The sequence below is a fragment of the Paenibacillus sp. NPDC057967 genome (assembly GCF_042887015.1).
Lineage (GTDB): Bacteria > Bacillota > Bacilli > Paenibacillales > Paenibacillaceae > Pristimantibacillus.
In genome coordinates, this window is record NZ_JBHVQB010000004.1 from 454,174 (window position 1) to 478,507 (window position 24,334).

Genomic DNA, 24,334 nt, shown 5'->3' on the forward strand with positions numbered 1-24,334 from the left:
CTGAGTTATTCGCCAGCTCCGGCTTGCTTAATAATTTCTACAACCAGCTCAGCCGTCTTCGCCAGATCGTCTACTTTGATCTGTTCTTTGGTCGTATGGATATATTCATAGCCCACAGCCAGATTAACCGTTGGCACACCCAAGCCGTTGAAGATATTGGCATCGCTGCCGCCGCCGGAATGGAAGGTCTTAGGCGTAGCACCGATCGCTACAATCGCTTTTTTCGCCAGCTCAACCACTGCATCCCCATCTTGATAGAGGTACGCCGGATAGATAATGTCGCTTTCGAATTCGGCACGAGCTCCGTATTCCTTCGCTGCACTTTCGACCGCTTCCTTCATTGCCGCCAGCTGCGCGTCCAGCTTCGGTTGAACAAGGCTTCTCGCTTCCGCATCCAGCTTCACATAGTCGCATACAATGTTCGTTGCGCCGCCGCCCTCGAATTTACCGATGTTGGCCGTCGTCTCCGAATCGATACGTCCCAGCGGCATGCGGGCAATCGCTTTCGCCGCCACCTGAATCGCGCTAATGCCATCCTCCGGGTTAACGCCAGCATGCGCCGACTTTCCGAACAGCTTAATCGTCACTTTCGCTTGCGTAGGCGCTGCTACAGCAATATCGCCGATTGCGCCGTTGGAATCCAGCGCGTAGCCGAACTTGGCCTCCAGCTTGGAAGCGTCCAGCGCGCGTGCGCCCAGCAGCCCGGATTCTTCGCCTACCGTGATGACGAATTGAATGCGGCCGTGAGGAATCCCTTGCTCCTTCAATACGCGAATCGCTTCGAACATGGCAGCCAGTCCCGCTTTATCATCTGCGCCCAGAATAGTCGTGCCGTCACTGCGAATATAGCCGTCAGCATCCAGCTGCGGCTTAATGCCGTTGCCCGGTGTTACGGTATCCATATGGCTTGTAAAGAAAATCGTAGGCGCATTCGCGTCCCCGCCGTTCGCGGTCTCCAGCATGGCGAACAAGTTGTTCGCTCCATGCCCTGTTTTGGCAGCCGCATCGTCCTCTGTTAGAGTTAAACCTAGCGCCGAAAACTTCTCCTTCAGCACTTTGCTGATTTCCGCCTCATGCTTGGTCTCGCTGTCCACCTGTACAAGCTCCATAAATTCTTGAACCAAACGATCTTTTTTAATCATCCTGTTTCCTCCGTCCATCTCTATCGTTTACAATAGAATATAGTGTAACCTGTTGTTATTTTTATTCAGAAAGGAGAATTGTCTTATGCGTCAGCAAAAAATGATTCGTATCGTCGCCATCGTCGTCGTTGCCGCGCTTGTTGTTACTACTTTATTTGCCGGTGTCGGTTCGCTATTCCTGGGTTAGTGCATTCACGGACAAATGGAGTCCAAATTGCTTCAGGAAGTATGGCAGCAATTCAGCAGCCGCATCCTCCACCGTCAAATCCAATCCCGTCAGATCGTTAAAGGAGGTTACGCCGTATTGCTGAATACCGCATGGCACAATACCGGCGAATCCTTCCGAAGCGATACCTGACTTAATATTGAGCGCAAAGCCATGGCTCGTAATAAAGCCCCTCCGACGACGGGCTTTATTAAATTTCACGCCGATTGCCGCAATCTTCTCATCCTTGACCCATACTCCTGTATATTCCGGCTTACGCCCCGCTTCTATACCATATTTTCCGAGCCAATCGATAATGACCTGCTCCAGGCTTCTCAAATAGGCATGAAGATCCAATCCGATCGCATCCAGATACAGGAGCGGATAACCGACCAATTGACCGGGGCCGTGGTATGTAATATCCCCGCCGCGATCGATCTCGAACAGCGAGATGCCCCTCTCCTTCAGCTCATCCTCATCCAGCAGCAAATGCTCGGGATGGCGGTCGGAACCCATCGTATAAGTAGGCAGATGCTGAAGAAGGAGCAGCGTCTCCAGACGCTCCTCCCGGTCAATCTCCTTCACATATGCCTTTTGCAGCTCCCATGCGTCCGCATAGGGGACTGTTCCGATGTATCCGGCAGCCACCGGTCTGGAATCAGTATGTAGTTCTGTTTCCTTCATGATGGATACCCCTTCTCTTAATACAGTTTGCTGTCGAGCGTGAAGCTTTCCAGATTGTCCTTCACCCGTTGCAGGAATCTGCCGCAGATAACGCCGTCCAGGATACGGTGGTCAAGCGACAAGCACAAATTCGCCATCGACCGCACCGCAATCATATCATTAATGACGACTGGACGTTTCACGATGGATTCGAACGTAAGGATCGCGGCTTGCGGATAGTTGATAATCGGATAAGACAAGATGGAGCCGAACGAGCCCGTATTATTAACAGTGAACGTACCGCCCTGCATATCCGACAGCGTCAGCTTTCCTTCGCGTGTCTTGCGGGCAAGCTCGTCGATTTCCTTCGCCAGTCCAGCGACGTTTTTGTGGTCGGCATTTTTGATCACTGGCGTCAATACCGAATCTTCTGTACCGACGGCAAGAGAGATGTTGATATCGCGCTTTACGATGATTTTGTCCACAGCCCAGGTGGAGTTCATAATCGGATAATCCTTGATTGCATTAACAACGGCTTTCAATAGAAATGCCAAATACGTCAAGTTAATGCCTTCGCGCTTCATGAACTCATCCTTCAGCTTGTTTCGCAGAACGACTAGATTCGTCACGTCAACCTCGATCATCGTCCAGGCATGCGGAATCTCGCTTACGCTCTGTCTCATGTTGCGGGCAATCGTATTGCGGATCGGCGTCACATCAATGAAGGTTTCGCCCCGTCCAGGCGCGCTGTTTTCGATCTCGATCTTCGGTATACGCGGCGTCTCGGACAAATGAATGCCAGAGGAACGCACCTGCGCTTTCGGATCAATGGTGGCAGCGGCGGAAGGTGCCGCTTGCGGACTCGATGACGTATGAGCGCCCGAAGCGACATACGCGAGCACGTCTTTGCGCGTAATGCGCCCGCCAAGTCCCGTTCCGCTCACGTCGCTCAGACGAACGCCATGTTCGGCCGCCAGCTGCTGCACTGCCGGAGAGAACCGATTGCGCATCGGCGCATCCTCATTGGTCGCCATGGCTGCCTGTCCTGCTGCGGTTGCCGCAGGCTGACTAGCTGCCGTCTGTGCCGAAGGCTCGGCGGACTCTCCCGCCGCTTCCGTCTCGATGATGCAGACCGGCGTCCCCACAGGAACCGTCTCTCCGCTGCCGACCAATATTTTAACCAGCTTGCCTGACACTGTGGAAGGAAGCTCCGCATTTACTTTATCGGTTAATATCTCGCAGATAGGCTCGTAGATATCCACCCAATCTCCCGGCTGCTTCAGCCACTTGTCAATCGTGGCGTTCACAAGCGATTCCGCTAGCTGCGGCACGATAATTTCCGTCAAAGTTTTCATTCAACCAGCTCCTAACTGTCCAAGCCTAAAAGGCCCCGCAATCCTTAATATAATGCCAAATTTTTCATTGCTTCTTTGACTTTGTCCTTATTCAGTAGGAAAAACTTCTCACCCGGAGGATTAATCGGCATAGCCGGTACGTCCGGACCGCAAAGGCGCATAATCGGCGCATCCAGCTCATAAAGCAGCTCTTCCGCGATTATCGCAGATACTTCGGCTCCGACACCGCCTGTTTTGTTATCCTCGTGAATAATCAGTACCTTGCCCGTCTTGCGTACTGCTTCCAGAATGGCTTCCTTATCCAGCGGCTGCAGGGTACGCAGATCCAGGATATGAGCGCTAATGCCTTCCTGCTGCAGCTCTTCTGCTGCCTGTTCAACAAATCGCAGCGGCATGCTGTAGCCGATTACTGTAATATCGTCGCCTTCACGCAGCACATTGGCTTTTCCGATCGGTACGATATAATCCTCTTCCGGCACTTCGCCGTTCACAAGCTTGTAGCACTTCTTGTTCTCGAAGAAGATAACAGGATCTTCGTCGCGCACGGCCGCCTTCAGCAGTCCCTTCGCATCATATGGACGGTAAGGCGCAACGATCTTGAGGCCCGGCGTACCGAAAAACACGGATTCCGGACATTGCGAATGATACAAGCCGCCGAATACGCCCCCGCCGATAGGCGCACGGATGACGATCGGACAGGTCCAGTCGTTATTGGAGCGATAACGGATCTTGGCCGCTTCGCTTATGATTTGGTTGGTTGCCGGGAACATGAAGTCCGAATACTGCATCTCTGCGATAGGCTTCATGCCATACATCGCCGCACCAATGGCTACTCCGGCTATGGCCGACTCTGCCAGAGGCGTATCCATGGCGCGCAATTCGCCGAACTGCTCGTGCAAGCCTTTGGTCGTCGTAAAGACGCCGCCTTTCACGCCGACGTCCTCGCCAAGCACGAACACATCCTCATCGCGCTCCATCTCTTCCTTCATCGCAAGCCTGATCGCATCAATATAATCCATGACGGCCATTAGCGCAGCCCCCCTTGCTTGTCATCATTCGCATAGACATGAAGCAGCGTCGACTCCGGCGTCGGGAATAGCGCCTTGTCGCCGTATTCCGTCGCATCGTCAAGTTCCTTGCGTATTGCGGCTTGCATCTCGGCTTCCAGGTCTTCATTCCAAATCCCGCAATCGGTCAAATATTGCTTAAACTGCGGAATGCCGTCCTTCGCCCGATGCTCGTCGACTTCTTCCTTCGTCCGATAAGCCAAATCATTATCCGAGGTGGAATGCGGCGACAAACGGTACATCATCGCTTCGATCAGGGTTGGACCTTCGCCAGCAATGGCGCGCTCACGCGCTTCCTTTACCACGCGGTAGACTTCAAGCGCATCGTTGCCGTCTACCCGGAACCCCGGAAATCCATAGCCGATTGCCCGGTCCGACACCTTGCCGCCCAATTGCTTGTGGACAGGGACGGAGATGGCGTATTGATTGTTTTCGCACATCAAAATAACCGGCAGCTTATGCACGCCCGCGAAGTTGCAGCCTTCATGGAAATCCCCTTGATTGCTGGAACCTTCGCCGAACGTCACAAAGCTGACGAATGATTTCTTCTTCATCTTGCCCGCCAGTGCAATGCCTACCGCATGCGGCACTTGCGTTGTCACTGGACTGGAGCCGGTCACAATGCGCAGCTTCTTATGTCCGAAGTGACCTGGCATTTGGCGACCGCCGCTGTTCGGATCTTCCGCCTTGGCGAATACCGACAGAAGCAGCTCGCGCAGCGTCATTCCTACCGAAAGAACAAATCCGTAATCACGGTAATACGGCAGGAAATAATCCTCCTCGCGATCCAGCGCGTATGCCGCAGCAACCTGTGCGACCTCCTGGCCGATACCCGATACGTGGAAGTTTATTTTTCCTGCACGCTGCAGCAGCAGCATTCTTTCATCAAATTTTCTTGCCTTAACCATTGTCGTATACATATCGATAGCTTGCTCATCGCTTAAACCCAATTCCAAATGGCGAGCCTTTTGACTTGCTGAAGATATTCCGGCCATTCAGGCATTCCTCCTTGTTTGCCAGCTATTATAACCTGGTACTAAGACCTTGTCATACTTATTATAACCGCTTTGCGGGCAAAAAGAAATCCGTCTTCCTTAAAACGCGATTGACTTCCCGTCAACCGCCAGCATCGCTTCCCCTAACGCCTCCGCCAAGGTCGGATGCGGATGCACCATAGCGCCCACTTCCCATGGCGCGGCATTCAGCCAGCCGGCCAGCGATGCTTCCGAAATCAAATCCGTCGCATGCGGCCCAATCATGTGGACGCCCAGAATATCATTTGTTTTGCGGTCGGCGATTACTTTCACAAACCCTTCTGCTTCGCCCAGCACAATCGCTTTACCGATCGCTTGGAACGGTACTTTCCCGATCTTGATCTCATGCCCTCTCGTGCGCGCTCCGTCTTCCGTCAATCCGTATGACGCAATCTCCGGACTGGAGTAGATGCATCTTGGGATCCAATGATCCGCTAACGAATGCGGCTTCCCTCCGCAAATATGGTCAATCGCATTCAGCCCTTCATGGGATGCTGCATGCGCTAACTGCACGCCTCCGATCACATCGCCAATGGCATAGATATGCGGCTCTGTCGTCTGGCCGAATTCATTCACCTCGATAAAGCCGTCTTTCGTCCGGATATCGGTATTCTCAAGTCCGATTCCTTCAACATTCGCGATACGGCCTACGGAAAGGAGCAGCTTATTCGCCGTCAACTCAACATCGCCATCATGAGTCGATGCTTTAATAGAGATGCTTCCATCTTCCGCTGCGAAACTCGATGTATCCAGCTGAACGCTGGTTAAGACGCGCACGCCACGGCGGCGCAGCGCCCTTGTAAGCTCCCCCGACACTTCCGCGTCTTCGCCCGGCAGCAGTCTTGCGCCAGCTTCTACAAGCGTCACGCTTACGCCAAAGTCCTGCAGCATGGACGCCCATTCGACGCCGATTACGCCGCCACCAACGATTAGAATCGACTCCGGCAGCGCATCCAGCTGCAAGGCGTCGTCGCTTGTCAGAATACGGTCGCCGTCAGGCGTCAAACCTGGTAGAGAACGAGGACGGGAGCCCGTCGCAATAATGAGGTTGGTCGAGACTACAGACTCCATCTCTCCATCCGCCAGCTCGACAGCAAGCGAACCGCTCTTCGGAGAGAAGATCGATGGGCCGATCACTCGTCCTTTGCCGCGAAGGATCTCAATCCCATGCTTTTTCATAAGCCCTTGCAGGCCGCGAAATAGCTGGTCGACTGTTGCCGATTTACGAGTCTGCACCTTCCCGAAGTCAAGCGATACCGCTCCTTCGGCTACATCGATGCCATACTGCTCCGATCCCAGCAACGTCCGGTATACCTCTGCGCTCCTCAGCAACGATTTGCTTGGAATGCATCCCTTATGTAAACAAGTGCCGCCCAGCTTGTCCATCTCGATGATGGCTACTTTCTTCCCAGCTTGCGCGGCACGTATCGCCGCTGTATATCCGCCTGGTCCGCCTCCCAGTACGGCAACATCTACTGTTATCGCCATTCCTGTCCCTCCATTAATGTCGTTCTATTATATGCCTGCCCCACTCTAGTATTCATGATAAGCAGGCGATGTCTGGTAGTTCCGCAGTACCATTGTACCCCTTTTTTCCGTTCATTTCACTGACTTGCAGTAAAATAGACACCGTGCGCAGAAAAAGGTATGATAGATACAACGATAAATTCACGACCGTACATAAGCAAGGAGATATCGATCGTATGAAATTAGTTCTTGTACGCTTTATTGCTGTTATTATGCTGGTTATTCCCGGCATTCTGGCCTGTTTCGGATTTCTGAAGATGAAGGATTCGCTGTTTTTCTACTTCTCCGATTTCGGTAACGAAGCTGTTACACCAAGCTTCGATTGGCTTACCTTTCTGCTCGGCCTCGTCATGTTCGCAGCCGGAGCAGGCTTTATCGGCGGCTGGATCTTCTTCCGCGACCGCAAACGCAATTATGTAGCTCCTCGATTCAAACAGAAGCGCCCTCGTCCGCCCAAGCCACAGGCTTAGCGTCGATGGCGCTTCTTTATTTTACAATGCGATGACGATCGCGTCCAATCTTTACATTTTTACAGAGCTCCATTGATTCATTCGTAACGATAGGAGCATACAATGGGTACATCGAGCAAGAAAGCGAGGTGAACCCACTTGAACATCGTATTCGACGTCCTGGTAGATGGCAAGAAGCAAGAGACATTGCGCCCGAATAAGCAGAAACTGCAAGACATCCGAGCTTTCGTAAAAGCGGAAGCAGCTAATCTGATTTCCAAATACGGACGCAACGTTTACTTAAATCGCAGATTTGAATATTAATTCAATCTGCGATTTTTTTATGGGCTGAGCACAAGGACCTTTTGGTTGGAACATACCTGATTTCTCCCATTTGCTTTTGCCTTGTACAGCGCTTCGTCTGCTTGCTCCATCAATTGCTCCCTGTTCGTATACGGGAAGGTTGCAACTCCGATGGATACCGATACATGAAGGCTTGTCCCGTCCGTCAGCTCAAATGAATGCTTGTTCACAGCCTGACGCATCTTCTCCGCAATGCCAAGCGCATGCTCATGCGGTGTATCATACAGTATGACGGAAAACTCCTCCCCGCCATTGCGGGATACTGTATCAAACGCCCTTGCAGTTTCCTTTAATATAAAGCCCATTTGTTTCAACACCACATCACCATTCACATGGCCATACGTATCGTTAACCTTCTTGAAAAAATCAATATCAATCAGCGCAATTGAGAGACATTCGCCCTTGGCCGCTGCAGTATGAAGCAAGGACTGAAATTTGGCGTCGAAGCTACGATTGTTGCTGAGTCCTGTCAAAAAGTCTACGGTTGCTTCCTTTTCGTTCCGTTTGAATTGCACATTCGCTTTATTGAGGAAATCGACCAGATAAGCTGTCAGCAAGCCGCCAATGGACATCATCACGACATAGGACACAATCGGGATAACGGATTGCTCTCCGACATTTATCATAAAGACGAGAGCCGTATACAAATTGCATATCAGGATGGAATACAGCCACTTTTTTCGGTATGAATAAGCTTGATAACATATTGCACCCACTGTGAGTGCAATGAGAATCGTATTGCTTGCCGCAATCACTGTGGATATGGTGACCTCGCCGAAAGCGAACAGCCGCATAGCCAGAATCATAATGGCTGCAACCAATGAAGAATAGACGCCTCCATACATGGCGGCAATAATGATGGCCAGCTGACGGAAATCCAGCAGCGTACCATTCATATGAACCGTGAAGCTCATCAAGAGAATACCGAGCAGTCCAGCCGCAACGCCAACCTTCCATATCATCATGGAAGAGAGTTTCTCCCCCAATTCAACTTTTTTCAATATTAGCTGGTTTGTAAAGAAGAGATAGGCCGTCACAATGGCTAAGTTAGCTACGAGGTCTTCGATGGTATCTACCAGTGTCAAATCTGCCTTCACCTTTCTGCGTATGAGATATCTGTACGATTATAGCACAGATTCCTAAAAAGGTAGCGCAATCGGATTTCCGGTCTAAAATGATAGATTCATCCCATAAGTTACATACAACAATGTAGAGACTTTAGCACAAAAAAAGCCACTTCTGCATTGGTTAAGAGCAACCAATCCATAAGTGGCTTTTTTTCTTATTCGGTGTTCATGAGTAATGAAACATTACTCAATCTTCATTCTTTCACGAAACTTTATGCTCAATTCTCAGCTTGTCGGCAACCATCGCGATGAATTCGCTATTTGTTGGTTTCGACTTGCTGATGTTGATCGTGTAGCCAAACAGGTGACTAATGGAGTCAATGTTACCGCGTGTCCAGGCCACTTCGATCGCATGGCGGATTGCGCGTTCAACGCGGGAAGGCGTTGTTTTGAATTTTTCGGCGATAGCCGGATATAGCGTTTTCGTAATGGCGCCAAGAATCTCAATATTGTTGTATACCATCGTAATGGCCTCACGCAAATATTGATATCCTTTAATGTGTGCAGGTACGCCGATTTCATGAATAATGCTCGTAATGTTCGCATCCAGGTTTTTGCCTTTGCCAAGCGGCACAACATTCGACTTAATTGTAGAAGATCCAGTGCTGTAGTTAGCAGATGTCGAGAATGCTGTATTGCTAACGAGTTGGCGAATACGATTTGCAAGGATATCCATATCAAACGGCTTCAGTATGTAGTAAGAAGCGCCCAATTGAACGGCCTTTTGCGTGATGTTTTCTTGGCCGAACGCTGTCAGCATAATGATTTTCGGCATGGGGGACAAATTCATTTCTCTCAATCGTTCAAGTACACCTAAGCCATCCAAGTGCGGCATTATAATATCAAGAATAAGAATATCCGGCACGTTCCTGGATTGTTCCAGGTGACGAATAACCTCTTCTCCATTATACGCGACGCCACTTACATGCATATCACTTTGTTCGGATATGTATTCCGATAACAAGTTGGTGAACTCCCTGTTGTCATCTGCTAACAATACTTCGATCTTATGCAAAGTCTAATCCTCCCTTAAATGATATTTATGTGTTGGTCCATTCGCTGTCTGAGTTTAAGTTTTCGACATCCAGAATAGAATTCCTTCTGTCGAAAATCTTTTTTCTTTATTTTTTTATTAGAGTTCGATATAATTAATAATTTATTGCATGAAACGAACAATTTCGGGATCCTTCGACACATACTTGTCGAATTGGGATAAGAAGAAACGTCTTCCGCGAACTTCCATTCGCAGAAGACGTTTTATCACATTAAGCCGATTTATCGTCAAAGCTTCCTGAAGACTTCATCAGAACGCCTGCGTCTTGCAGCATCCACTCAATGAAACATCCGTAACCGGATGACGGATCATTAACGAATACATGTGTTACTGCACCAACCAGCTTCCCGTCTTGAATAATGGGACTGCCGGACATCCCTTGCACGATTCCGCCTGTCTTACTCAGAAGACGCTTGTCCGTAATCTTGATGACCATCCCTTTGGTTGCCGGACCGGCTTGCTTGGATACATGCATGATTTCGATGTTGAACCTCTCCACTTTCTGTCCGTTGACCACAGTCAAAATTTGAGCAGGTCCTTCCTTGACATCTTCAGCGAATGCGACTGGCAATGCCTTACCGCTGTAGCTGTGGGTAGGAGCTTCATTCATCTTGCCGAATATGCCGAATGGCGTATTCCGTTCGATATTGCCTAGAACCCTGCTTTCCTTCACAAAATGAGCTCTCTTCTCGCCGGGTTCACCAGTCTGGCTCTTATTGATGGATGTTACGCTGGACTGCAGGATTTGTCCTTCTCCAACTTCAATCGGTGTTTGAGTGTCCATATCCGTTATCACATGTCCCAGCGCACCATATACGCCTTGATCAGGAGCATAAAAGGTGAGGGTGCCTACGCCCGCAGCAGAATCGCGTATATACAGCCCCAAGCGCCACGCTTTATCGTCTTCATCATAGACGGGACTCAGCTTCGTACGATTAAGCTGTCCTCCGCGCTTGTACGTTACCTCAAGCGGTTGCTTCAGGGCGCCGTACCGCTCACATAGCATACCCACTTTGTGGACTTCGTTCACAGGCGTTCCGTTAATGCTCATGATCAAATCGCCCAGCTTCAATCCGGCGGCTTCACCGGGAGACTGCTTCGCCCCATTGCGGTCCAACACTTGATGATGGCCTACGACGAGAATACCGGCCGATTTGACTTTCACACCAATTGTCTGTCCGCCGGGTATAACGCGAAGATCAGGCACTACATGAACTTTAATCGTTTTGAAAGGAATTTTACCAAATAATTTCACCTTCATGTTGGTCTGACCGCTTTGGCTAGGTTGCAGTGATAGCGGCTCGCTTAACTTAACGGATGTAGAATGTCTGGACATGCCGTTAACTTGAAGCATCTGGGGATCGACCGTGACCTCCGCATGAACGGGAACTCCAACTTGCAGTCGTTTCATTTGGCCAGAGAATAAACGAAGTTCATTCGGAAATGCGGCGAATTGTTGAAACGGGGTGGAGAAACCGATCAGGCAGACGAAGGACACGAGGATCAACCCTAACCATCGTTTCCGAGGATTGGAGTTCAATGATTTCACGCTCCCTGTCATTCCATCGCATGACGATAAAGGTTATGTCGCCATTGGCGTACCTTTAAGTTACCCTGCACCCCAGCTTTTATGTCCGCAAAAACATTCCCTGAAACCCTTCCTTTACGCCCCCTTCAAAGTATGAGCCAAATCAAGCATTTCCTGTGCATGATGTCTTGTTTTTTCCGTAACTTCCACGCCGCCCAGCATACGCGCCAGCTCGCCGATACGCTCTTGATGAAGCAGCTCCGCCACCGATGTGGAGGTGCGATTATGCTGAATTTGCTTGCGTATTTCGTAATGGTGATCCGACATGCAAGCCACTTGCGGCAAGTGAGTAATCGAGAACACTTGGCATTTTGCCGCGAGTGCAGACATCTTCTCAGCGATCGCTTGCGCAGCACGTCCGCTTACGCCGGTATCGACCTCGTCAAACACAAGCGTTGGAATTTGATCAATCTCAGCAAAGATGCTCTTAAGCGCCAGCATGATACGCGACATCTCGCCGCCTGAAGCAATCTTGTTCAGAGGCTTTAACGGCTCCCCCGGGTTCGTCGTCAGCATGAAGACCGCTTCATCCATCCCTGTGGCGTTCAGCTTCACCCGATCGTCTTCAACACCGTCAGCTGAACGATCCAATTTCACCTGGAATTTCGCCGCAGGCATTTGAAGCTGTTTCAACTCGCCCTCAATCGCATAGGAGAGTCTCTCCGCTGCATGTTGTCGCAATTGAGACAGTTCTTTGGCAAGCTTGACCGCTTGGGTAACAAGTACTTGCTCTTGTTTTTTTAGTTCCTCAAGCAATTCATCACGATTTTCAATTTTGTCGCGCTCAATAATCGTTTGCTCCAGATAAGCCAATATATCTGGTATAGTCTCACCGTATTTGCGTTTTAATCCGTTAATCATATCCAGCCGATCTTCAATCATCGCAAGCGCTTCAGGATCGGATTCAATACCGTCCCGATAATCCCTAAGCTGGAATGCGGCGTCCTCCGCCTGGTAAAAGGCCGATTGAAGCTGCTCAATCAATGGATTAAGAACGGCCGGATCATAGCTTTGAATATCGCTTAGCTTCGTAATAGCCCGGCTAAGCACATCTAGTCCCTTGCCTCCATAGACGAGCGAATATGCTTCGGATACGGCATCCATTCGTTTCTCAGCATACTGCAGCTTGCGGCGATCTTCCTCCAAGGTTTCATCCTCGGAAGGCTTTAAGTTCGAACTGGAAATTTCTTCAATCTGGAATCGGTACAAATCTAGCATTTGCACATTTTGCCGCGAATGGTCCTCTACTTCACGCAATGCATGACGGACACCCACTAATTCGCGATAGACCGTTCCATATTGAGCTTTACGGTCAAGAAGGAGGTCCCCGCCGAACAAATCAAGCCATTCCAGATGCTTGTCCGTACGAAGCAAGGATTGATGCTCATGCTGACCGTGAATATTGACGAGATGTTCACCAATGTCCCGAAGCATCGTAATGGTCACCAATTGTCCATTGACCCGGCTGCTGCTTTTCCCATGGGATGACAGCTCCCTGCGGATAACCAGCATCTCTTGCGGATCGTATTGTACGCCCAGTTGCTGCAATTGCTTCCACACAGGGTGCTGCGGGGAAAGATCGAACATGGCTTCCATCTCTGCCTTGTCGCAGCCGTATCTCACCATATCTGCAGAGCCCCGTCCGCCCACAATCAAGCTGAGCGCATCAATCAGAATAGACTTTCCGGCGCCCGTCTCGCCTGTCAGCACATGGAATCCATGATGAAAAGCAACATGAACCTCTTCAATTACAGCCAAATTCTTAATCGATAACTCACGCAGCATGGTTGATATCCTCCCTGTATGGTTTCTTCCTTGTTAGTTCATAACAGCAAGCAGCTGTTCCACAATAGATGCGCTTTGTTCCTTGGTGCGGCAAATAATCAAGATCGTATCATCACCGCAGATCGTGCCCATGACTTCAGGCCATTCCATATTGTCAATCAGGCCGCCAATTGCGTTCGCTGTTCCCGGCAGGCACTTTAACACCACCAAATTGTCTGTATAATCGATGTGCGTAAAGTGATCCAGCATAGCCCGCTTCAGCTTATGCACCGGATTCTGGCGCTGCTGCTCCATCGGCATCGAATATTTGTACCGACCCTCGCTCAGCGGCACCTTAACCAGCATCAATTCCTTTATATCTCTGGACACAGTCGCTTGCGTAACCTGCATGCCGGATGTCCGTAGCGCTTCTACAAGCTCTTCCTGCGTCTCAATTTCTCCACTCGTAATAATTTCCCTGATTTTGAATTGCCGCATACTCTTCATATGTAAGCATCCTCCGTCAATGTTAGTCGGCTATATCGAATGCAACTTTTCGTATTACGTTTTCTTTGGGATCCACATACAGCACGCCTGCGCAATCGGGCAGCAGCAGTGCATAGATCAGCAGTCTGTCCCTAAGCCCGCTCGCTGTCCAATCCATCGGCATACGCTCACGGGCCGTCTTCACGATATAAGTCAGATGATCCGACTCCGCAATATAATCGATGTAGATTCTTGTTCCCTTTCCAAGGGGCGCATCATCCAGCTCCACTGGAATCGGGATCACATGCTTGCCGGATACAACCCGGTAACCGTTCCGCTCCAGAAGCTGCACATGCTCGTCATCATCAGCAATTGCCCCGCCTTTGCCAAGCTTGACCTTATTCATGGTAGCCGGAGCGTGCAGCCAGCGGTAGAATGCCCCGTATAGCCAGATCGCTACCAGCACTCCCGCTATAGCCATAATCAGCCAATCGCCATACTTGTCCATCGTCGCCATACACCTCTTTGCATCGGTATCCATTAAGCGAACGTTTGTTTGTATTAGTGTATCAAATAACAGGCATTCCTGTAAAGCAAAAAGATGCCCAAGCAGTTGACAACTGATCGGCATCCTTCCTGGCTGCATGTTATTTATTTGTTGATCTTGAAGGTATCGTTCGCTTCTTTGACTATACTTCTTAGCCTGTCCGTATCCGGAGCTTCACCATCCGGTACACCGTTCCAAATCCAGTACGCCAAAAACTCGATGTTGCCTTCTCCCCCCGTTATCGGGGAGAACGTCAAGTCCTGCAGCTTGTACCCGATGGAAGCGGCATGATCAAGCACCGTCTCCAATACATCCAGATGAACGCCGGCGTCCCGTACAACGCCAGATTTGCCCACCTTCTCCCGGCCAGCTTCGAATTGCGGCTTGATCAGGGCAACAATACCTGCTCCCTCCGAGATCAATGTCGCAAGCGTTGGCAAAATCAGCTTCAACGATATAAAGGATACATCAATGCTCGCGAAGGTAGGAGAAGGACCTTCAAGCTGTTCCTGCTGCAAATAGCGGAAGTTCGTCTTCTCCATCACTTTGACCTGTTCATGGCTTCTAAGCGACCAGTCCAGTTGATTAGTCCCCACATCAATGGCATACACATAGGAAGCGCCGTGCTGCAACGCGCAATCGGTGAATCCGCCAGTGGAAGCACCAATGTCGAGCATGACACGATCCTTCATATCCAATTGAAAGCAGCGTATCGCCTTCTCCAGCTTTAGCCCGCCGCGGCTGACATAAGGATGGATTGCTCCCTTTACCTTAATGTCAGCCATCCTCGGAACCTTCATGCCGCTCTTATCGACGGGCTCATTGTCCACAAGAACCAGGCCCGCCATAAGTGCTTTCTTAGCTTTCTCTCTGCTGTCATAAAAGCCCCGCTCAACAAGCAAGACATCTATTCGTTCTTTCCCAGTGTTCGTCATAACTCTCCCTAGTTAACCCTTAAGTCTGTCCGGTTACCCGTTTAATTCTGCGCGGAAGCATGGAACGCAGCTCTGCTGCGACATGCTCGGCTGTAAGTCCGACTTCCTCCCGCTGTTGTTGGATGGAGCCGTGTTCAACAAAAATATCCGGAATGCCGATGATTTTGACCGGAACGTCGTAGATACCGTGCAACGAATAGAACTCCAGCACGGAGCTTCCAAAGCCGCCTTGCTGAGAGCCTTCCTCCAGAACAAGCAGACGCTTGCCGGATTCTGCGAAGGACAGCAGCATGCGCTCATCGAGAGGCTTAATGAATCTGGCATTGACAACGCCTGCGTTAATCCCTTCGCGCTTCAGCAGTTCTGCTGCTTGCTCCGCTACCTCGATCATAGGGCCAAGCGCCAAAATCTCGAATGCGTCGCCTTCACGCAGCGACTCCCAGGTTCCGATCGGAATCGGCGCCGGATCCGCATCAAGCGGAACTCCGATGCCGCTAATGCGCGGATACCGGATTGCGATTGGCCCTTCGTCATACAGAATGGCCGTCTTCATCATCCGTCTAAGCTCGTTCTCATCCTTCGGCATCATAATGACCAGATTAGGCACATGACGCAAGAATGCAATATCGTACACACCATGATGAGTCTCGCCGTCCGCTCCTACAAAGCCTGCGCGGTCGATTGCAAAAACAACATTCAGGTTTTGGCGGCAAATATCATGAACCACCTGGTCATACGCACGCTGCAGGAACGTCGAGTAGACAGCATACACAGGCTTTAAGCCTTCCATAGCCATTGCGGCGGATAATGTCGCTGCATGCTGCTCCGCGATGCCTACATCAATCATCCGTTTCGGGAATTTCTCTGCGAACTCCATCAGACCAGAGCCGCCCGGCATCGCAGGTGTAATGGCTACGACCCGCTCATCCTCGCTCGCAAGCTGGATCAGCATATCGCCGAACACCTTGGTATACATCGGAGGACCAACAGCTTTCACCATCTGGCCGGATTCAATCTTGTACGGCGAAGCGCCATGCCACTTGTGCGAATCCGCCTCAGCCGGCTTATAGCCCTTGCCTTTAACCGTCAGCACATGGACAAGCACCGGCCCAGGCATGGAATCCGCTTGCTTCATAATCTCCATGAGTCCATGAAGATCATGACCGTCCACCGGTCCCAGATAAGTCAGACCGAATTGCTCGAACAAAATACCGCTGACGAGCAAATACTTCAAGCTATCCTTGAATCGCTCGGCTGTCTTCGCCAGCTTGCCGCCTATCGCCGGTATTTTGTTCAGCAGCATTTGAAGCTCGTCCTTGGCCTTCTGATAATGGCGGTCGGTACGGATTTTGCCCAAATAATGATGAAGCGCGCCTACGTTAGGAGCAATCGACATTTCATTGTCGTTCAAAATAACCATCATATTGCGTTTCTCATGACCGATATGGTTAAGCGCCTCAAGCGCCATACCGCCCGTCAATGCGCCGTCGCCGATGACAGCTACGACACGATTGGTACCGCCTCTCAGGTCACGGCCAAGCGCCATGCCCATCGCCGCAGACAACGAAGTGCTGCTATGTCCGGCTTCCCATACGTCATGCTCGCTCTCCGAGCGCTTGACAAAGCCGCAAAGACCCTTGTACTTGCGGAGCGTGTCGAATTGATCCTTACGGCCGGTAATAATCTTGTGAACGTAAGACTGGTGCCCAACGTCGAATATGAATTTATCATCTGGACTATTGAATAAATAATGCATAGCCAGAGTCAGCTCTACGACACCCAGATTCGGCGCCAGGTGACCCCCGGTAACGGAAAGCTTCTCAATTAGAAATTGCCTGATTTCCTCGGCAAGCTGTTCCAATTGAGCAACTGTCAAAGCCTTCAAATCTTGAGGTCCGTTAATATGATCCAGCAGCACGTTGCTTTCCTCGCTTTCGAAAACAGCAGTTAAGCCGTCCTATGAACGTCTACATTTTACTTATTATAACATACGTCCGAGTTTATTCCCAAACTTTCGCCATTTTTCCCGGTATCAGTGATCCCGCTGCACCAGATAATCGGCAATTTGGAGCAATCTGGATGGGTTGGACAGACCTGCTCTCATCACCGCGGATTTCGCTTCCTCGGTTAGACGGTCTACAAGTGCCTTGCTCTCTTCCATGCCAACGAGATAAGGATACGTCACTTTTTGCTGGGTGACATCGCTATTCGTCTTTTTGCCAAGCTTGCTTTCATCGCCGATCAGATCCAATATATCATCTTGAATTTGGAAGGCGAGCCCAATATTGCGGGCATATAGAGTCAACAGTTCCAATTGAGACTCCGTAGCGCCCCCGATGCGAGCTCCGGATTTGACCGAAAAGACGACCAAATCGCTCGTTTTATGCAAATGAATGTATTCTAGTTCCTTCACAGTTGTCAGCCCCTGCTCACCCAGCATATCAGCCACTTGCCCGCCGACCATGCCGGAAGCGCCGGCCAACAAAGAAAGGTCCTCTACGATCGCAAGCGCTACATCGAGCGGCGCGCCTAGGCGAACGGACTGTGGAATGAGGCTGAACGCGTGCGTGAGTAGCGCGTCGCCAGCCAGTATCGCCATAGCTTCGCCGAACACTTTGTGGTTTGTCAGCTTGCCTCGGCGATAATCATCGTTGTCCATAGCAGGCAGATCGTCATGAATAAGCGAATATGTATGTATATATTCGACCGCGCAAGCGACCGGACGCGCTGCCAGGCGTGCGTCAGGCGAGCCATGAATCGCTTCGGCAGCCGTCATCACAAGTGCAGGCCGAATACGCTTGCCGCCCGCTTCAAGGGAATACATCATAGCCTCGCGAAGCGTTGCGGGAATATCCCACTCCCGTGGAAGAGAAGCTTGCAGAGCAGTCTCCACCTCAGATGCGCATTCCTTCAAATATTCTCGGATATCAACGCTAACGTTCAAGTTTATTCCCCTTTGTCTTCGTTTGCCGCTACAAACGTTTTTTTCTGGAAGCCTTGCTCGGACTCGACAAGAAGCTCGATCTTGCTTTCTACTTGTTCAAGCTTGCCGCCGCATAGCTGCGACAGCCTCATGCCTTCCTGAAACAAATCAATGGCTGTCTCCAGCGGAACGTCGCCGCTCTCAAGCTTAGCCACGATACCTTCCAAACGCACCATAGCTTCCTCGAAGCTTAGCTCTTCCTGTTTCTCAGCTTTCACTTCTCTCGCCTCCTTCAACCGATTCAACACGGCATACTAATCGGCCATTCATTAGCCTCACCTGCACCGCATCGCCGCTTTTTGTCTCGTTGACCGACTTAATCAGCCGTCCTGAATCGCTGTCGTAGACCAAGCTATAGCCTCTTGCCATTACTTTCAGAGGGCTTAAGGCATCAAGCTGACCCATAGCGCCATTCAGCCGCAGTCTGTGTTCCTTCAGCATCGAGGCCACTGACATCTCCAGTCCTCGTGTTACAATCGCAAGCCGCTTGGCCGATTGCTGCACAGTTGCTCCCGGATGCCGAGCAGACAATCTCGCTTGAAGATGAGACAATCTGGCGTCTTCCTTGGACAGTCTCTTATACATTCGCTGCTCGAGCTGCTCCTTCATCCGATCTAGCCGCTGAGCTTGATCCAGCATATACCGGCGGGGATGCAGGAAGAAAGGAGAGCGTCTGATGCGGGCAAGCCGTTCTTTCTCCGTGCTAATCGATCTCTGCATCGCACCAATGAGTCGCTGACTCATGCGTTCCCGCTGTTGCTTAAGCTCTGCAATATGCGGTACGGCAAGTTCGGCTGCGGCAGTCGGAGTCGCTGCCCGCATATCCGCTACAAAGTCGGCAATCGTAAAGTCAGTCTCATGTCCGACGGCGCTAATGACCGGAATTGCCGAAGCGGCAATAGCTCTGGCTACTGACTCTTCATTGAAAGCCCATAGCTCTTCCAATGAGCCTCCGCCGCGACCAACAATTAATACGTCGCAATCACCAAAACGATTCATTGCTTCAATTGCGCCGACAATCGAAGGGGCTGCTCCCTTACCTTGAACCAGGACGGGATATACATACACCGGTATAAACGGATACCTTCGCTGAATGGTCGTAATAATATCTCTCACCGCAGCGCCCGTAGGAGAAGTAATAACACCTATCGCCTTGGGATAGACGGGCAGTTCCCGCTTACGGGAACTGGAAAACAAGCCTTCGCTCTCCAGCTTGCCCTTCAATTGCTCGAAGGCCAGATATAAGCTGCCGATACCGTCAGGCTGCATCGCCATCACATAAAATTGATAGTTGCCGTCCCGTTCGTAGACGGAAATATTGCCGCGCGCCATCACTTTGGCGCCTTCCTTCGGTTTGAACGGAAGACGCACGTTATGAGAGGCGAACATGACACACTTTAAACGGCTGTCGCTATCCTTTAACGTGAAGTACATATGCCCGCTGGAATGGTGGGTGAAGTTCGAAATCTCGCCGCGAAGCCAGACATCGCCAAGCACCAGATCCGTCTCCAGCTTCATCCGAATATATTTATTGATCTCTTTGATGGAATAAACTTTGGGTTCTTTCCCCATTGTCTACACCTCGATTCCGTTAGCCCTTTTTGCAGCGGTAATGGTATTTTTCATTAGCATTGTAATCGTCATCGGACCTACACCGCCCGGAACCGGCGTAATAAAGCCTGCAGTATCCAGACAGTCATTATAGTCCACGTCTCCTGCAAGCTTGCCGTCTGGCAGACGATTGATTCCTACATCGATCACAACAGCGCCCGGCTTCACGTAACGGCTGTCAATCGCCTTCGCCTTGCCGATGGCAACCACCAGGATATCGGCTTGCTTCGCCAGCTCTTCCATGTTCGCCGTTCTGGAGTGACAGATCGTTACCGTAGCGTTCTCGCGCAGCAGCAGCATAGCTACCGGCTTGCCTACAATATTGCTGCGGCCAATGACAACGGCGTGTTTGCCTGAGAGGTCGACTCCGCTGCGCTTGATCAGTTCAATAACGCCTGCAGGCGTACAAGGAAGCAAGCTATCGTCGCCAATGGTCAAATTGCCAACGCTCTCCGGATGGAATCCGTCTACGTCCTTCTCCACGCTGATCGCGTCGATGATCGCTTTTTCATTGATATGTTTGGGAAGAGGCAATTGCACCAGAATGCCATTAATCGACGCTTGTTCGTTCAAACGGTCAATCAGACTCAAAAGTTCAGCTTCCGAAGCATCTGCCGCGAGGCGATGCACCTCGGAATAGATGCCAAGCTGCTGGCAAGCCTTTTCTTTGGACCCGACATAAACCATGGATGCCGGGTCATCTCCTACGAGTACGACCGCAAGTCCGGGAATGACATTATTATTTTTCAGAGCCGCAACTTCATCTACCATCTCTATCCGCATTTGGTCTGAAACTTTTTTACCTTCAATAATTTGAGCGCTCATGCTTGTAATCGTCCCCTTCATCTTTATCGTGTCTGATAGAATGAATTACCGAATGCCGCAGGCCTCTCCCATCTCTAAGCCTTCAACTGACTATGCCTTGAGCTCATCGATTTCTTGCAGCAGCTTGCCCAGAACACCGTTGACAAACTTACCCGATTCATCGGTGCCAAAATGCTTGGCAAGCTCAATAGCCTCGTTAATAGCCGCTTTTGGCGGCACATCGCTGCGGAATACCATCTCGTAACAAGCGAGGCGCAATACTTGACGGTCAACTCTGGACAGTCTGTCCACTTGCCAGCCCGTCAGAAATTGCTGTAGCATGCCATCGATTGCTTGTTTTCTTTCCAATACGCCATGCACCAGCTCGCGTGCGAAATCGTCCGTGCTTCTCGCTTCCTTCGGGTCCGCACCAAGCTCATTATCTTCGCGGAGCTCTTCCATCAACATATCGACCGCCTCAGCCGCCGTCACTTCATTCATTTCCATCTGATATAAACTCGAAATCGCAATTTCCCTAGCCAGCCTACGTTTCATGTGACCTCCACATCCGTTCATGCCAAAATATAGTTTGCAATGAGAAAACCTCTATCGAGGCCATTCATGATGAGCGACCGCGTTTAGAGGTGGATTTTATCGCCAAATAGAATTTATATATCCGCTAACCTCGGATAACTTACAACAAATTCTATTGTGGTAAAAAAACTATGATCTCCTCCCTGCCCCGAATTAGCGGCTGTCCGAAATCCGGAATACGGAGGAGACCACAGATTTAACGAAACGGGCGGAATCGCTCAAGCAGCGCGTACCATAATCGCTGCCAAGGAACAACCGGACCGTCTGATAGCTCTTTCTGTTTGCCAAACCAATAACCGACAAATACAAGAAGCGCTACAAAAAGCATATCCCAAAAGCCGAAAGCTAAATAGACAATACCGAAAAACAAACCGACTGCCGCGCCGATCAAACGTTTCCAGTAGATTCCCCAAAAATCCCTCCACATCGGTACGTCACCTCTATTCTACGCGGCTCTTGAATGTATTCGCCTGAATAACGTTAGCGACAAACACTGCGACATTAATGACCGGTATTCCCGTAATGTCTTCAATATGCGTTTTGACCGCACGTTGAATATCCTCCGTCAATGTCGGAATGGAATGCTCGCCGTCTACAACAGCTCTAAGCACAATCTCCAGTCCCGCATCCGAAGCGCGTACGCGCGCACGCAAATCCTTGACACCGCGCTGCTTAGAAGCTGCTTTCAGCGACAGGTTTTCAATGGTCTCGATCGAAATGCGGATATCGCCGAATTCCGTTCTCTGATCAATGGATTGTGAGGAAGCAGTTCCTCTTGCCAACGAGACGAAAAAGAAGCGCAGGCTGAGCACAAAGAGAATAACGCCAATTACGCCAACGGTGATGGAGACGGAATCATACCGATAGAAGTCGGTAAGCATATCAGATAACAATTCACGTGAAATCCAGCCAAAGGCCAAGCTCGCCATAAATACCGACACGGCTCCGATGACGATGCTGTATAAAAACAATAGTAGCTTGTCCACAACTTTTATCAAGTCAGCCATACCTCCCGGGGGACCGAATGAAAACCCCCTTGTGCCGAGCGGCATGCCCAATCACGAGGGGGTTGTACGAATTAAAGCTTGTTATTCATCTTTATTTGACGCGCAGCTGGGAATCGTCGTCCTCCAGCTTCTCTGCCGGCTTGAAATAAACGTCATGAATATGAACGTTCACTTCCACGACATGAAGTCCTGTCATCATCTCGATGGAGCGCTTCACATTTTGTTGAATCTGGGAAGCAATCTCCGGAATCTTGTTTCCGTATTGAATAATGATGGAAACATCAACAGCCGCTTCTCTCTGGCCTACTTCGACTTTAACGCCTTTTGACAAGTTTTTGCGACCCAACAGCTCCGCAATACCGCCTGCGAACCCGCCGCTCATCCCTGCCACACCTTCGACTTCAACCGTCGCCAGACCAGCAATAACCTCAATTACTTCAGGTGCAATCTGAATCGTACCGATGTCTGTTTTCTCAAATTCAGCTATCGTACTCATGTTCGTTGTACACCTCCCTAATGTTGCGTAGCTTAGCCCATGACCAAGCTGTGTTCCGCATCTTATTTCTATACTATAACATTCAGCCTGATTTATGACAAACGATTTGGACTTGTTTTACTCGACGCCCACAACCGCTGCCGGAGCGTTAATATCATGCTCCTCCAGGAACTTGATATCGAAGTCGCCCTTCACAAATGTAGGATGATTGAGCAGCTTCAAATGGAACGGAATCGTCGTCCGGATGCCCTCGATCGCAAATTCGGACAACGCCCTCTTCATGCGGGCAATAGCCTCCTCACGCGTCGAGCCCCACACAATCAGCTTAGCGATCATGGAGTCGTAATGCGGAGAAATCGTGTAGCCCGGATATACCGCACTGTCTACCCGAACACCCGCACCGCCAGGCGGCAAGTAGAACGGAATGTTCCCTGCCGAAGGCATGAAGTTACGCTCGGAATCCTCGGCATTGATCCGGCATTCGATAGCCCAACCATTAATGCTCAGGTCTTCCTGGCGGAACGAAAGCGGATTGCCTTCCGCCACGCTGATCATTTCTTTGATCAGGTCGACGTTCGTTATCATCTCCGTAACAGGATGCTCAACCTGAATGCGTGTATTCATCTCCATAAAGTAGAAGTTGCCGTCAGGGCTTAACAAGAACTCCAGCGTGCCTGCACCCGAATATTGCACCGCAAGCGCAGCACGTACCGCCGCTTGACCCATTGCGTCGCGCAGCTCAGGAGAAAGAATAGGACACGGCGCCTCTTCGACCAGCTTCTGGCGTCTGCGCTGCACGGAGCAATCCCGCTCGAACAGATGCACGGCATTGCCATGCTTGTCCGCCATAATCTGAATCTCGACATGCTTCATCCCGGTCAAATATTTCTCCAGATATACGCCAGCGTTGCCGAATGCCTTCTGGGCTTCCTGCTGAGCCGTTGTAATCTGGCTAATAAGCGTATCTTCGTCTTCGGCAATACGAATGCCTTTGCCTCCGCCGCCTGCAGTTGCCTTAATAATGACCGGATAACCGATCTCGCGGGCAACCTGAATTGCCTCGTCCATGCTTTCAATCAAGCCGTCGGAACCAGGGATGATTGGCACATTCGCTGTCTTCATCGTCAGCTTGGCAACAGCCTTGTCACCCATCTTGCTGATCGCTTCAGGCGAAGGACCGATAAATGTAATATTGCACGACTCGCAAATTTCCGCAAAGTCGGCATTCTCGGCCAAAAAGCCGTAGCCGGGATGAATCGCGTCGCATTCTGTAATCGTTGCGACACTCATAATGTTCGTTAAGTTTAAATAGCTATCCTTCGATGGAGTAGGGCCGATGCAATAAGCCTCATCCGCAAGGCGGACATGAAGCGAGTCGCGGTCCGACTCCGAATATACCGCCACCGTGCTGATCCCCAGCTCCCGGCAAGCGCGAATGATCCGTACCGCGATTTCTCCGCGGTTCGCGATTAATATTTTTTGGAATTTCACGTAGGAACCCCTTTCAGACGTCAGTTACCCAAACCGGGCTTT

26 protein-coding genes are annotated in these 24,334 nt (G+C 50.5%); 3 read left to right on the forward strand and 23 right to left on the reverse strand.

What is annotated here, in order from left to right; all coding sequences use genetic code 11:
* Nucleotides 1–5: 5 nt before the first annotated feature.
* Nucleotides 6–1,142 (reverse strand): M20/M25/M40 family metallo-hydrolase, encoded by a 1,137-nt coding sequence (locus ACFVSO_RS12620; protein WP_387473917.1) that lies wholly within the window; start codon nucleotides 1,140–1,142, stop codon nucleotides 6–8.
* A gap of 85 nt (nucleotides 1,143–1,227) precedes the next feature.
* On the opposite strand from ACFVSO_RS12620, the gene prli42 reads away from it, so the two are divergent.
* Nucleotides 1,228–1,329 carry a stressosome-associated protein Prli42 gene (gene prli42, locus ACFVSO_RS12625; protein ID WP_165867512.1) on the forward strand — a complete coding sequence of 34 codons (102 nt, stop codon included), beginning with the start codon at nucleotides 1,228–1,230 and terminating at the stop codon, nucleotides 1,327–1,329.
* On the opposite strand, the gene lipB is transcribed toward prli42, so the two are convergent.
* The 5 genes from lipB to lpdA form a co-directional block, all read right to left on the reverse strand.
* On the reverse strand, nucleotides 1,315–2,031 hold the full coding sequence (gene lipB, locus ACFVSO_RS12630; protein WP_387473920.1) for a lipoyl(octanoyl) transferase LipB: 717 nt from the start codon (nucleotides 2,029–2,031) through the stop codon (nucleotides 1,315–1,317). The two genes, prli42 and lipB, sit on opposite strands and share 15 nt — an antisense overlap.
* Before the next feature lie 17 nt (nucleotides 2,032–2,048).
* Nucleotides 2,049–3,365 (reverse strand): dihydrolipoamide acetyltransferase family protein, encoded by a 1,317-nt coding sequence (locus tag ACFVSO_RS12635; RefSeq protein WP_387473923.1) that lies wholly within the window; start codon nucleotides 3,363–3,365, stop codon nucleotides 2,049–2,051.
* Nucleotides 3,366–3,409: 44 nt separating this feature from the next.
* On the reverse strand, nucleotides 3,410–4,393 hold the full coding sequence (locus ACFVSO_RS12640; RefSeq protein WP_387473926.1) for an alpha-ketoacid dehydrogenase subunit beta: 984 nt from the start codon (nucleotides 4,391–4,393) through the stop codon (nucleotides 3,410–3,412).
* Nucleotides 4,393–5,427, reverse strand: coding sequence for a thiamine pyrophosphate-dependent dehydrogenase E1 component subunit alpha (locus tag ACFVSO_RS12645; RefSeq protein WP_387473928.1), 1,035 nt, complete (start codon nucleotides 5,425–5,427; stop codon nucleotides 4,393–4,395). The genes ACFVSO_RS12640 and ACFVSO_RS12645 overlap by 1 nt, the downstream gene beginning before the upstream one ends.
* A 99-nt stretch (nucleotides 5,428–5,526) precedes the next feature.
* Nucleotides 5,527–6,954, reverse strand: coding sequence for a dihydrolipoyl dehydrogenase (gene lpdA / locus ACFVSO_RS12650; RefSeq protein WP_387473929.1), 1,428 nt, complete (start codon nucleotides 6,952–6,954; stop codon nucleotides 5,527–5,529).
* Nucleotides 6,955–7,169: 215 nt separating this feature from the next.
* Between lpdA and ACFVSO_RS12655 the strand changes: the two genes are divergently transcribed.
* Both ACFVSO_RS12655 and ACFVSO_RS12660 read left to right on the forward strand, forming a co-directional pair.
* Nucleotides 7,170–7,463, forward strand: coding sequence for a DUF2627 domain-containing protein (locus tag ACFVSO_RS12655; RefSeq protein WP_387473932.1), 294 nt, complete (start codon nucleotides 7,170–7,172; stop codon nucleotides 7,461–7,463).
* A 138-nt stretch (nucleotides 7,464–7,601) separates the two neighbouring features.
* Nucleotides 7,602–7,766: a hypothetical protein gene (locus ACFVSO_RS12660; RefSeq protein ID WP_387473935.1), complete on the forward strand. Its 165-nt coding sequence runs from the start codon at nucleotides 7,602–7,604 to the stop codon at nucleotides 7,764–7,766.
* Nucleotides 7,767–7,783: 17 nt separating this feature from the next.
* Here ACFVSO_RS12660 and ACFVSO_RS12665 read toward each other — a convergent pair whose 3' ends face one another.
* From ACFVSO_RS12665 to accC, 17 genes are all read right to left on the reverse strand, one after another.
* Nucleotides 7,784–8,770 (reverse strand): GGDEF domain-containing protein, encoded by a 987-nt coding sequence (locus ACFVSO_RS12665; protein WP_387473938.1) that lies wholly within the window; start codon nucleotides 8,768–8,770, stop codon nucleotides 7,784–7,786.
* A 364-nt stretch (nucleotides 8,771–9,134) separates the two neighbouring features.
* On the reverse strand, nucleotides 9,135–9,947 hold the full coding sequence (gene spo0A, locus ACFVSO_RS12670) for a sporulation transcription factor Spo0A (protein WP_387473941.1): 813 nt from the start codon (nucleotides 9,945–9,947) through the stop codon (nucleotides 9,135–9,137).
* A gap of 250 nt (nucleotides 9,948–10,197) precedes the next feature.
* Complete coding sequence (spoIVB, locus tag ACFVSO_RS12675; protein ID WP_387473944.1) at nucleotides 10,198–11,526, reverse strand: SpoIVB peptidase; 1,329 nt, start codon at nucleotides 11,524–11,526, stop codon at nucleotides 10,198–10,200.
* 123 nt (nucleotides 11,527–11,649) lie between these two features.
* On the reverse strand, nucleotides 11,650–13,359 hold the full coding sequence (gene recN / locus ACFVSO_RS12680) for a DNA repair protein RecN (protein ID WP_387473947.1): 1,710 nt from the start codon (nucleotides 13,357–13,359) through the stop codon (nucleotides 11,650–11,652).
* A gap of 33 nt (nucleotides 13,360–13,392) precedes the next feature.
* Nucleotides 13,393–13,845 carry a transcriptional regulator AhrC/ArgR gene (gene ahrC, locus ACFVSO_RS12685; RefSeq protein ID WP_387473949.1) on the reverse strand — a complete coding sequence of 151 codons (453 nt, stop codon included), beginning with the start codon at nucleotides 13,843–13,845 and terminating at the stop codon, nucleotides 13,393–13,395.
* Between the two features lie 22 nt (nucleotides 13,846–13,867).
* Nucleotides 13,868–14,332 carry a hypothetical protein gene (locus tag ACFVSO_RS12690; RefSeq protein ID WP_387473951.1) on the reverse strand — a complete coding sequence of 155 codons (465 nt, stop codon included), beginning with the start codon at nucleotides 14,330–14,332 and terminating at the stop codon, nucleotides 13,868–13,870.
* A gap of 143 nt (nucleotides 14,333–14,475) precedes the next feature.
* Nucleotides 14,476–15,306, reverse strand: a complete 831-nt coding sequence (locus ACFVSO_RS12695) for a TlyA family RNA methyltransferase (protein ID WP_387473953.1) — start codon at nucleotides 15,304–15,306, stop codon at nucleotides 14,476–14,478.
* Between the two features lie 19 nt (nucleotides 15,307–15,325).
* Nucleotides 15,326–17,224 carry a 1-deoxy-D-xylulose-5-phosphate synthase gene (dxs, locus tag ACFVSO_RS12700; RefSeq protein ID WP_387473955.1) on the reverse strand — a complete coding sequence of 633 codons (1,899 nt, stop codon included), beginning with the start codon at nucleotides 17,222–17,224 and terminating at the stop codon, nucleotides 15,326–15,328.
* A 114-nt stretch (nucleotides 17,225–17,338) separates the two neighbouring features.
* Nucleotides 17,339–18,250, reverse strand: coding sequence for a polyprenyl synthetase family protein (locus ACFVSO_RS12705; RefSeq protein ID WP_387473957.1), 912 nt, complete (start codon nucleotides 18,248–18,250; stop codon nucleotides 17,339–17,341).
* 2 nt (nucleotides 18,251–18,252) lie between these two features.
* Nucleotides 18,253–18,507, reverse strand: a complete 255-nt coding sequence (gene xseB, locus ACFVSO_RS12710) for an exodeoxyribonuclease VII small subunit (protein ID WP_387473959.1) — start codon at nucleotides 18,505–18,507, stop codon at nucleotides 18,253–18,255.
* Complete coding sequence (gene xseA / locus ACFVSO_RS12715) at nucleotides 18,497–19,861, reverse strand: exodeoxyribonuclease VII large subunit (protein WP_387473961.1); 1,365 nt, start codon at nucleotides 19,859–19,861, stop codon at nucleotides 18,497–18,499. The genes xseB and xseA overlap by 11 nt, the downstream gene beginning before the upstream one ends.
* A 3-nt stretch (nucleotides 19,862–19,864) precedes the next feature.
* Nucleotides 19,865–20,725: a bifunctional methylenetetrahydrofolate dehydrogenase/methenyltetrahydrofolate cyclohydrolase FolD gene (gene folD / locus ACFVSO_RS12720; RefSeq protein WP_387473963.1), complete on the reverse strand. Its 861-nt coding sequence runs from the start codon at nucleotides 20,723–20,725 to the stop codon at nucleotides 19,865–19,867.
* A 90-nt stretch (nucleotides 20,726–20,815) separates the two neighbouring features.
* Nucleotides 20,816–21,259 carry a transcription antitermination factor NusB gene (gene nusB / locus ACFVSO_RS12725; protein WP_387473965.1) on the reverse strand — a complete coding sequence of 148 codons (444 nt, stop codon included), beginning with the start codon at nucleotides 21,257–21,259 and terminating at the stop codon, nucleotides 20,816–20,818.
* Between the two features lie 235 nt (nucleotides 21,260–21,494).
* Nucleotides 21,495–21,725 carry a DUF2273 domain-containing protein gene (locus tag ACFVSO_RS12730; RefSeq protein ID WP_387473967.1) on the reverse strand — a complete coding sequence of 77 codons (231 nt, stop codon included), beginning with the start codon at nucleotides 21,723–21,725 and terminating at the stop codon, nucleotides 21,495–21,497.
* Between the two features lie 13 nt (nucleotides 21,726–21,738).
* The gene (amaP, locus tag ACFVSO_RS12735; RefSeq protein ID WP_387473969.1) at nucleotides 21,739–22,296 is read right to left on the reverse strand and encodes an alkaline shock response membrane anchor protein AmaP; all 558 of its coding nucleotides are present in this window, start codon (nucleotides 22,294–22,296) and stop codon (nucleotides 21,739–21,741) included.
* Nucleotides 22,297–22,396: 100 nt separating this feature from the next.
* Nucleotides 22,397–22,801 (reverse strand): Asp23/Gls24 family envelope stress response protein, encoded by a 405-nt coding sequence (locus ACFVSO_RS12740; protein ID WP_387473971.1) that lies wholly within the window; start codon nucleotides 22,799–22,801, stop codon nucleotides 22,397–22,399.
* A gap of 117 nt (nucleotides 22,802–22,918) precedes the next feature.
* Nucleotides 22,919–24,292 (reverse strand): acetyl-CoA carboxylase biotin carboxylase subunit, encoded by a 1,374-nt coding sequence (accC, locus tag ACFVSO_RS12745; protein WP_387473973.1) that lies wholly within the window; start codon nucleotides 24,290–24,292, stop codon nucleotides 22,919–22,921.
* Nucleotides 24,293–24,334 lie beyond the last annotated feature (42 nt).

Bases quoted from the DNA above. Each gene is read 5' to 3' on its own strand.
- ACFVSO_RS12620 (WP_387473917.1), bottom strand. From the start codon at position 1,142: ATGATTAAAAAAGATCGTTTGGTTCAAGAATTTATGGAGCTTGTACAG.
- prli42 (WP_165867512.1), top strand. From the start codon at position 1,228: ATGCGTCAGCAAAAAATGATTCGTATCGTCGCCATCGTCGTCGTTGCC.
- lipB (WP_387473920.1), bottom strand. From the start codon at position 2,031: ATGAAGGAAACAGAACTACATACTGATTCCAGACCGGTGGCTGCCGGA.
- ACFVSO_RS12635 (WP_387473923.1), bottom strand. From the start codon at position 3,365: ATGAAAACTTTGACGGAAATTATCGTGCCGCAGCTAGCGGAATCGCTT.
- ACFVSO_RS12640 (WP_387473926.1), bottom strand. From the start codon at position 4,393: ATGGCCGTCATGGATTATATTGATGCGATCAGGCTTGCGATGAAGGAA.
- ACFVSO_RS12645 (WP_387473928.1), bottom strand. From the start codon at position 5,427: ATGGCCGGAATATCTTCAGCAAGTCAAAAGGCTCGCCATTTGGAATTG.
- lpdA (WP_387473929.1), bottom strand. From the start codon at position 6,954: ATGGCGATAACAGTAGATGTTGCCGTACTGGGAGGCGGACCAGGCGGA.
- ACFVSO_RS12655 (WP_387473932.1), top strand. From the start codon at position 7,170: ATGAAATTAGTTCTTGTACGCTTTATTGCTGTTATTATGCTGGTTATT.
- ACFVSO_RS12665 (WP_387473938.1), bottom strand. From the start codon at position 8,770: ATGATGATATGGAAGGTTGGCGTTGCGGCTGGACTGCTCGGTATTCTC.
- recN (WP_387473947.1), bottom strand. From the start codon at position 13,359: ATGCTGCGTGAGTTATCGATTAAGAATTTGGCTGTAATTGAAGAGGTT.
- ahrC (WP_387473949.1), bottom strand. From the start codon at position 13,845: ATGAAGAGTATGCGGCAATTCAAAATCAGGGAAATTATTACGAGTGGA.
- ACFVSO_RS12690 (WP_387473951.1), bottom strand. From the start codon at position 14,332: ATGGACAAGTATGGCGATTGGCTGATTATGGCTATAGCGGGAGTGCTG.
- ACFVSO_RS12695 (WP_387473953.1), bottom strand. From the start codon at position 15,306: ATGACGAACACTGGGAAAGAACGAATAGATGTCTTGCTTGTTGAGCGG.
- xseA (WP_387473961.1), bottom strand. From the start codon at position 19,861: ATGGGGAAAGAACCCAAAGTTTATTCCATCAAAGAGATCAATAAATAT.
- folD (WP_387473963.1), bottom strand. From the start codon at position 20,725: ATGAGCGCTCAAATTATTGAAGGTAAAAAAGTTTCAGACCAAATGCGG.
- nusB (WP_387473965.1), bottom strand. From the start codon at position 21,259: ATGAAACGTAGGCTGGCTAGGGAAATTGCGATTTCGAGTTTATATCAG.
- ACFVSO_RS12730 (WP_387473967.1), bottom strand. From the start codon at position 21,725: ATGTGGAGGGATTTTTGGGGAATCTACTGGAAACGTTTGATCGGCGCG.
- ACFVSO_RS12740 (WP_387473971.1), bottom strand. From the start codon at position 22,801: ATGAGTACGATAGCTGAATTTGAGAAAACAGACATCGGTACGATTCAG.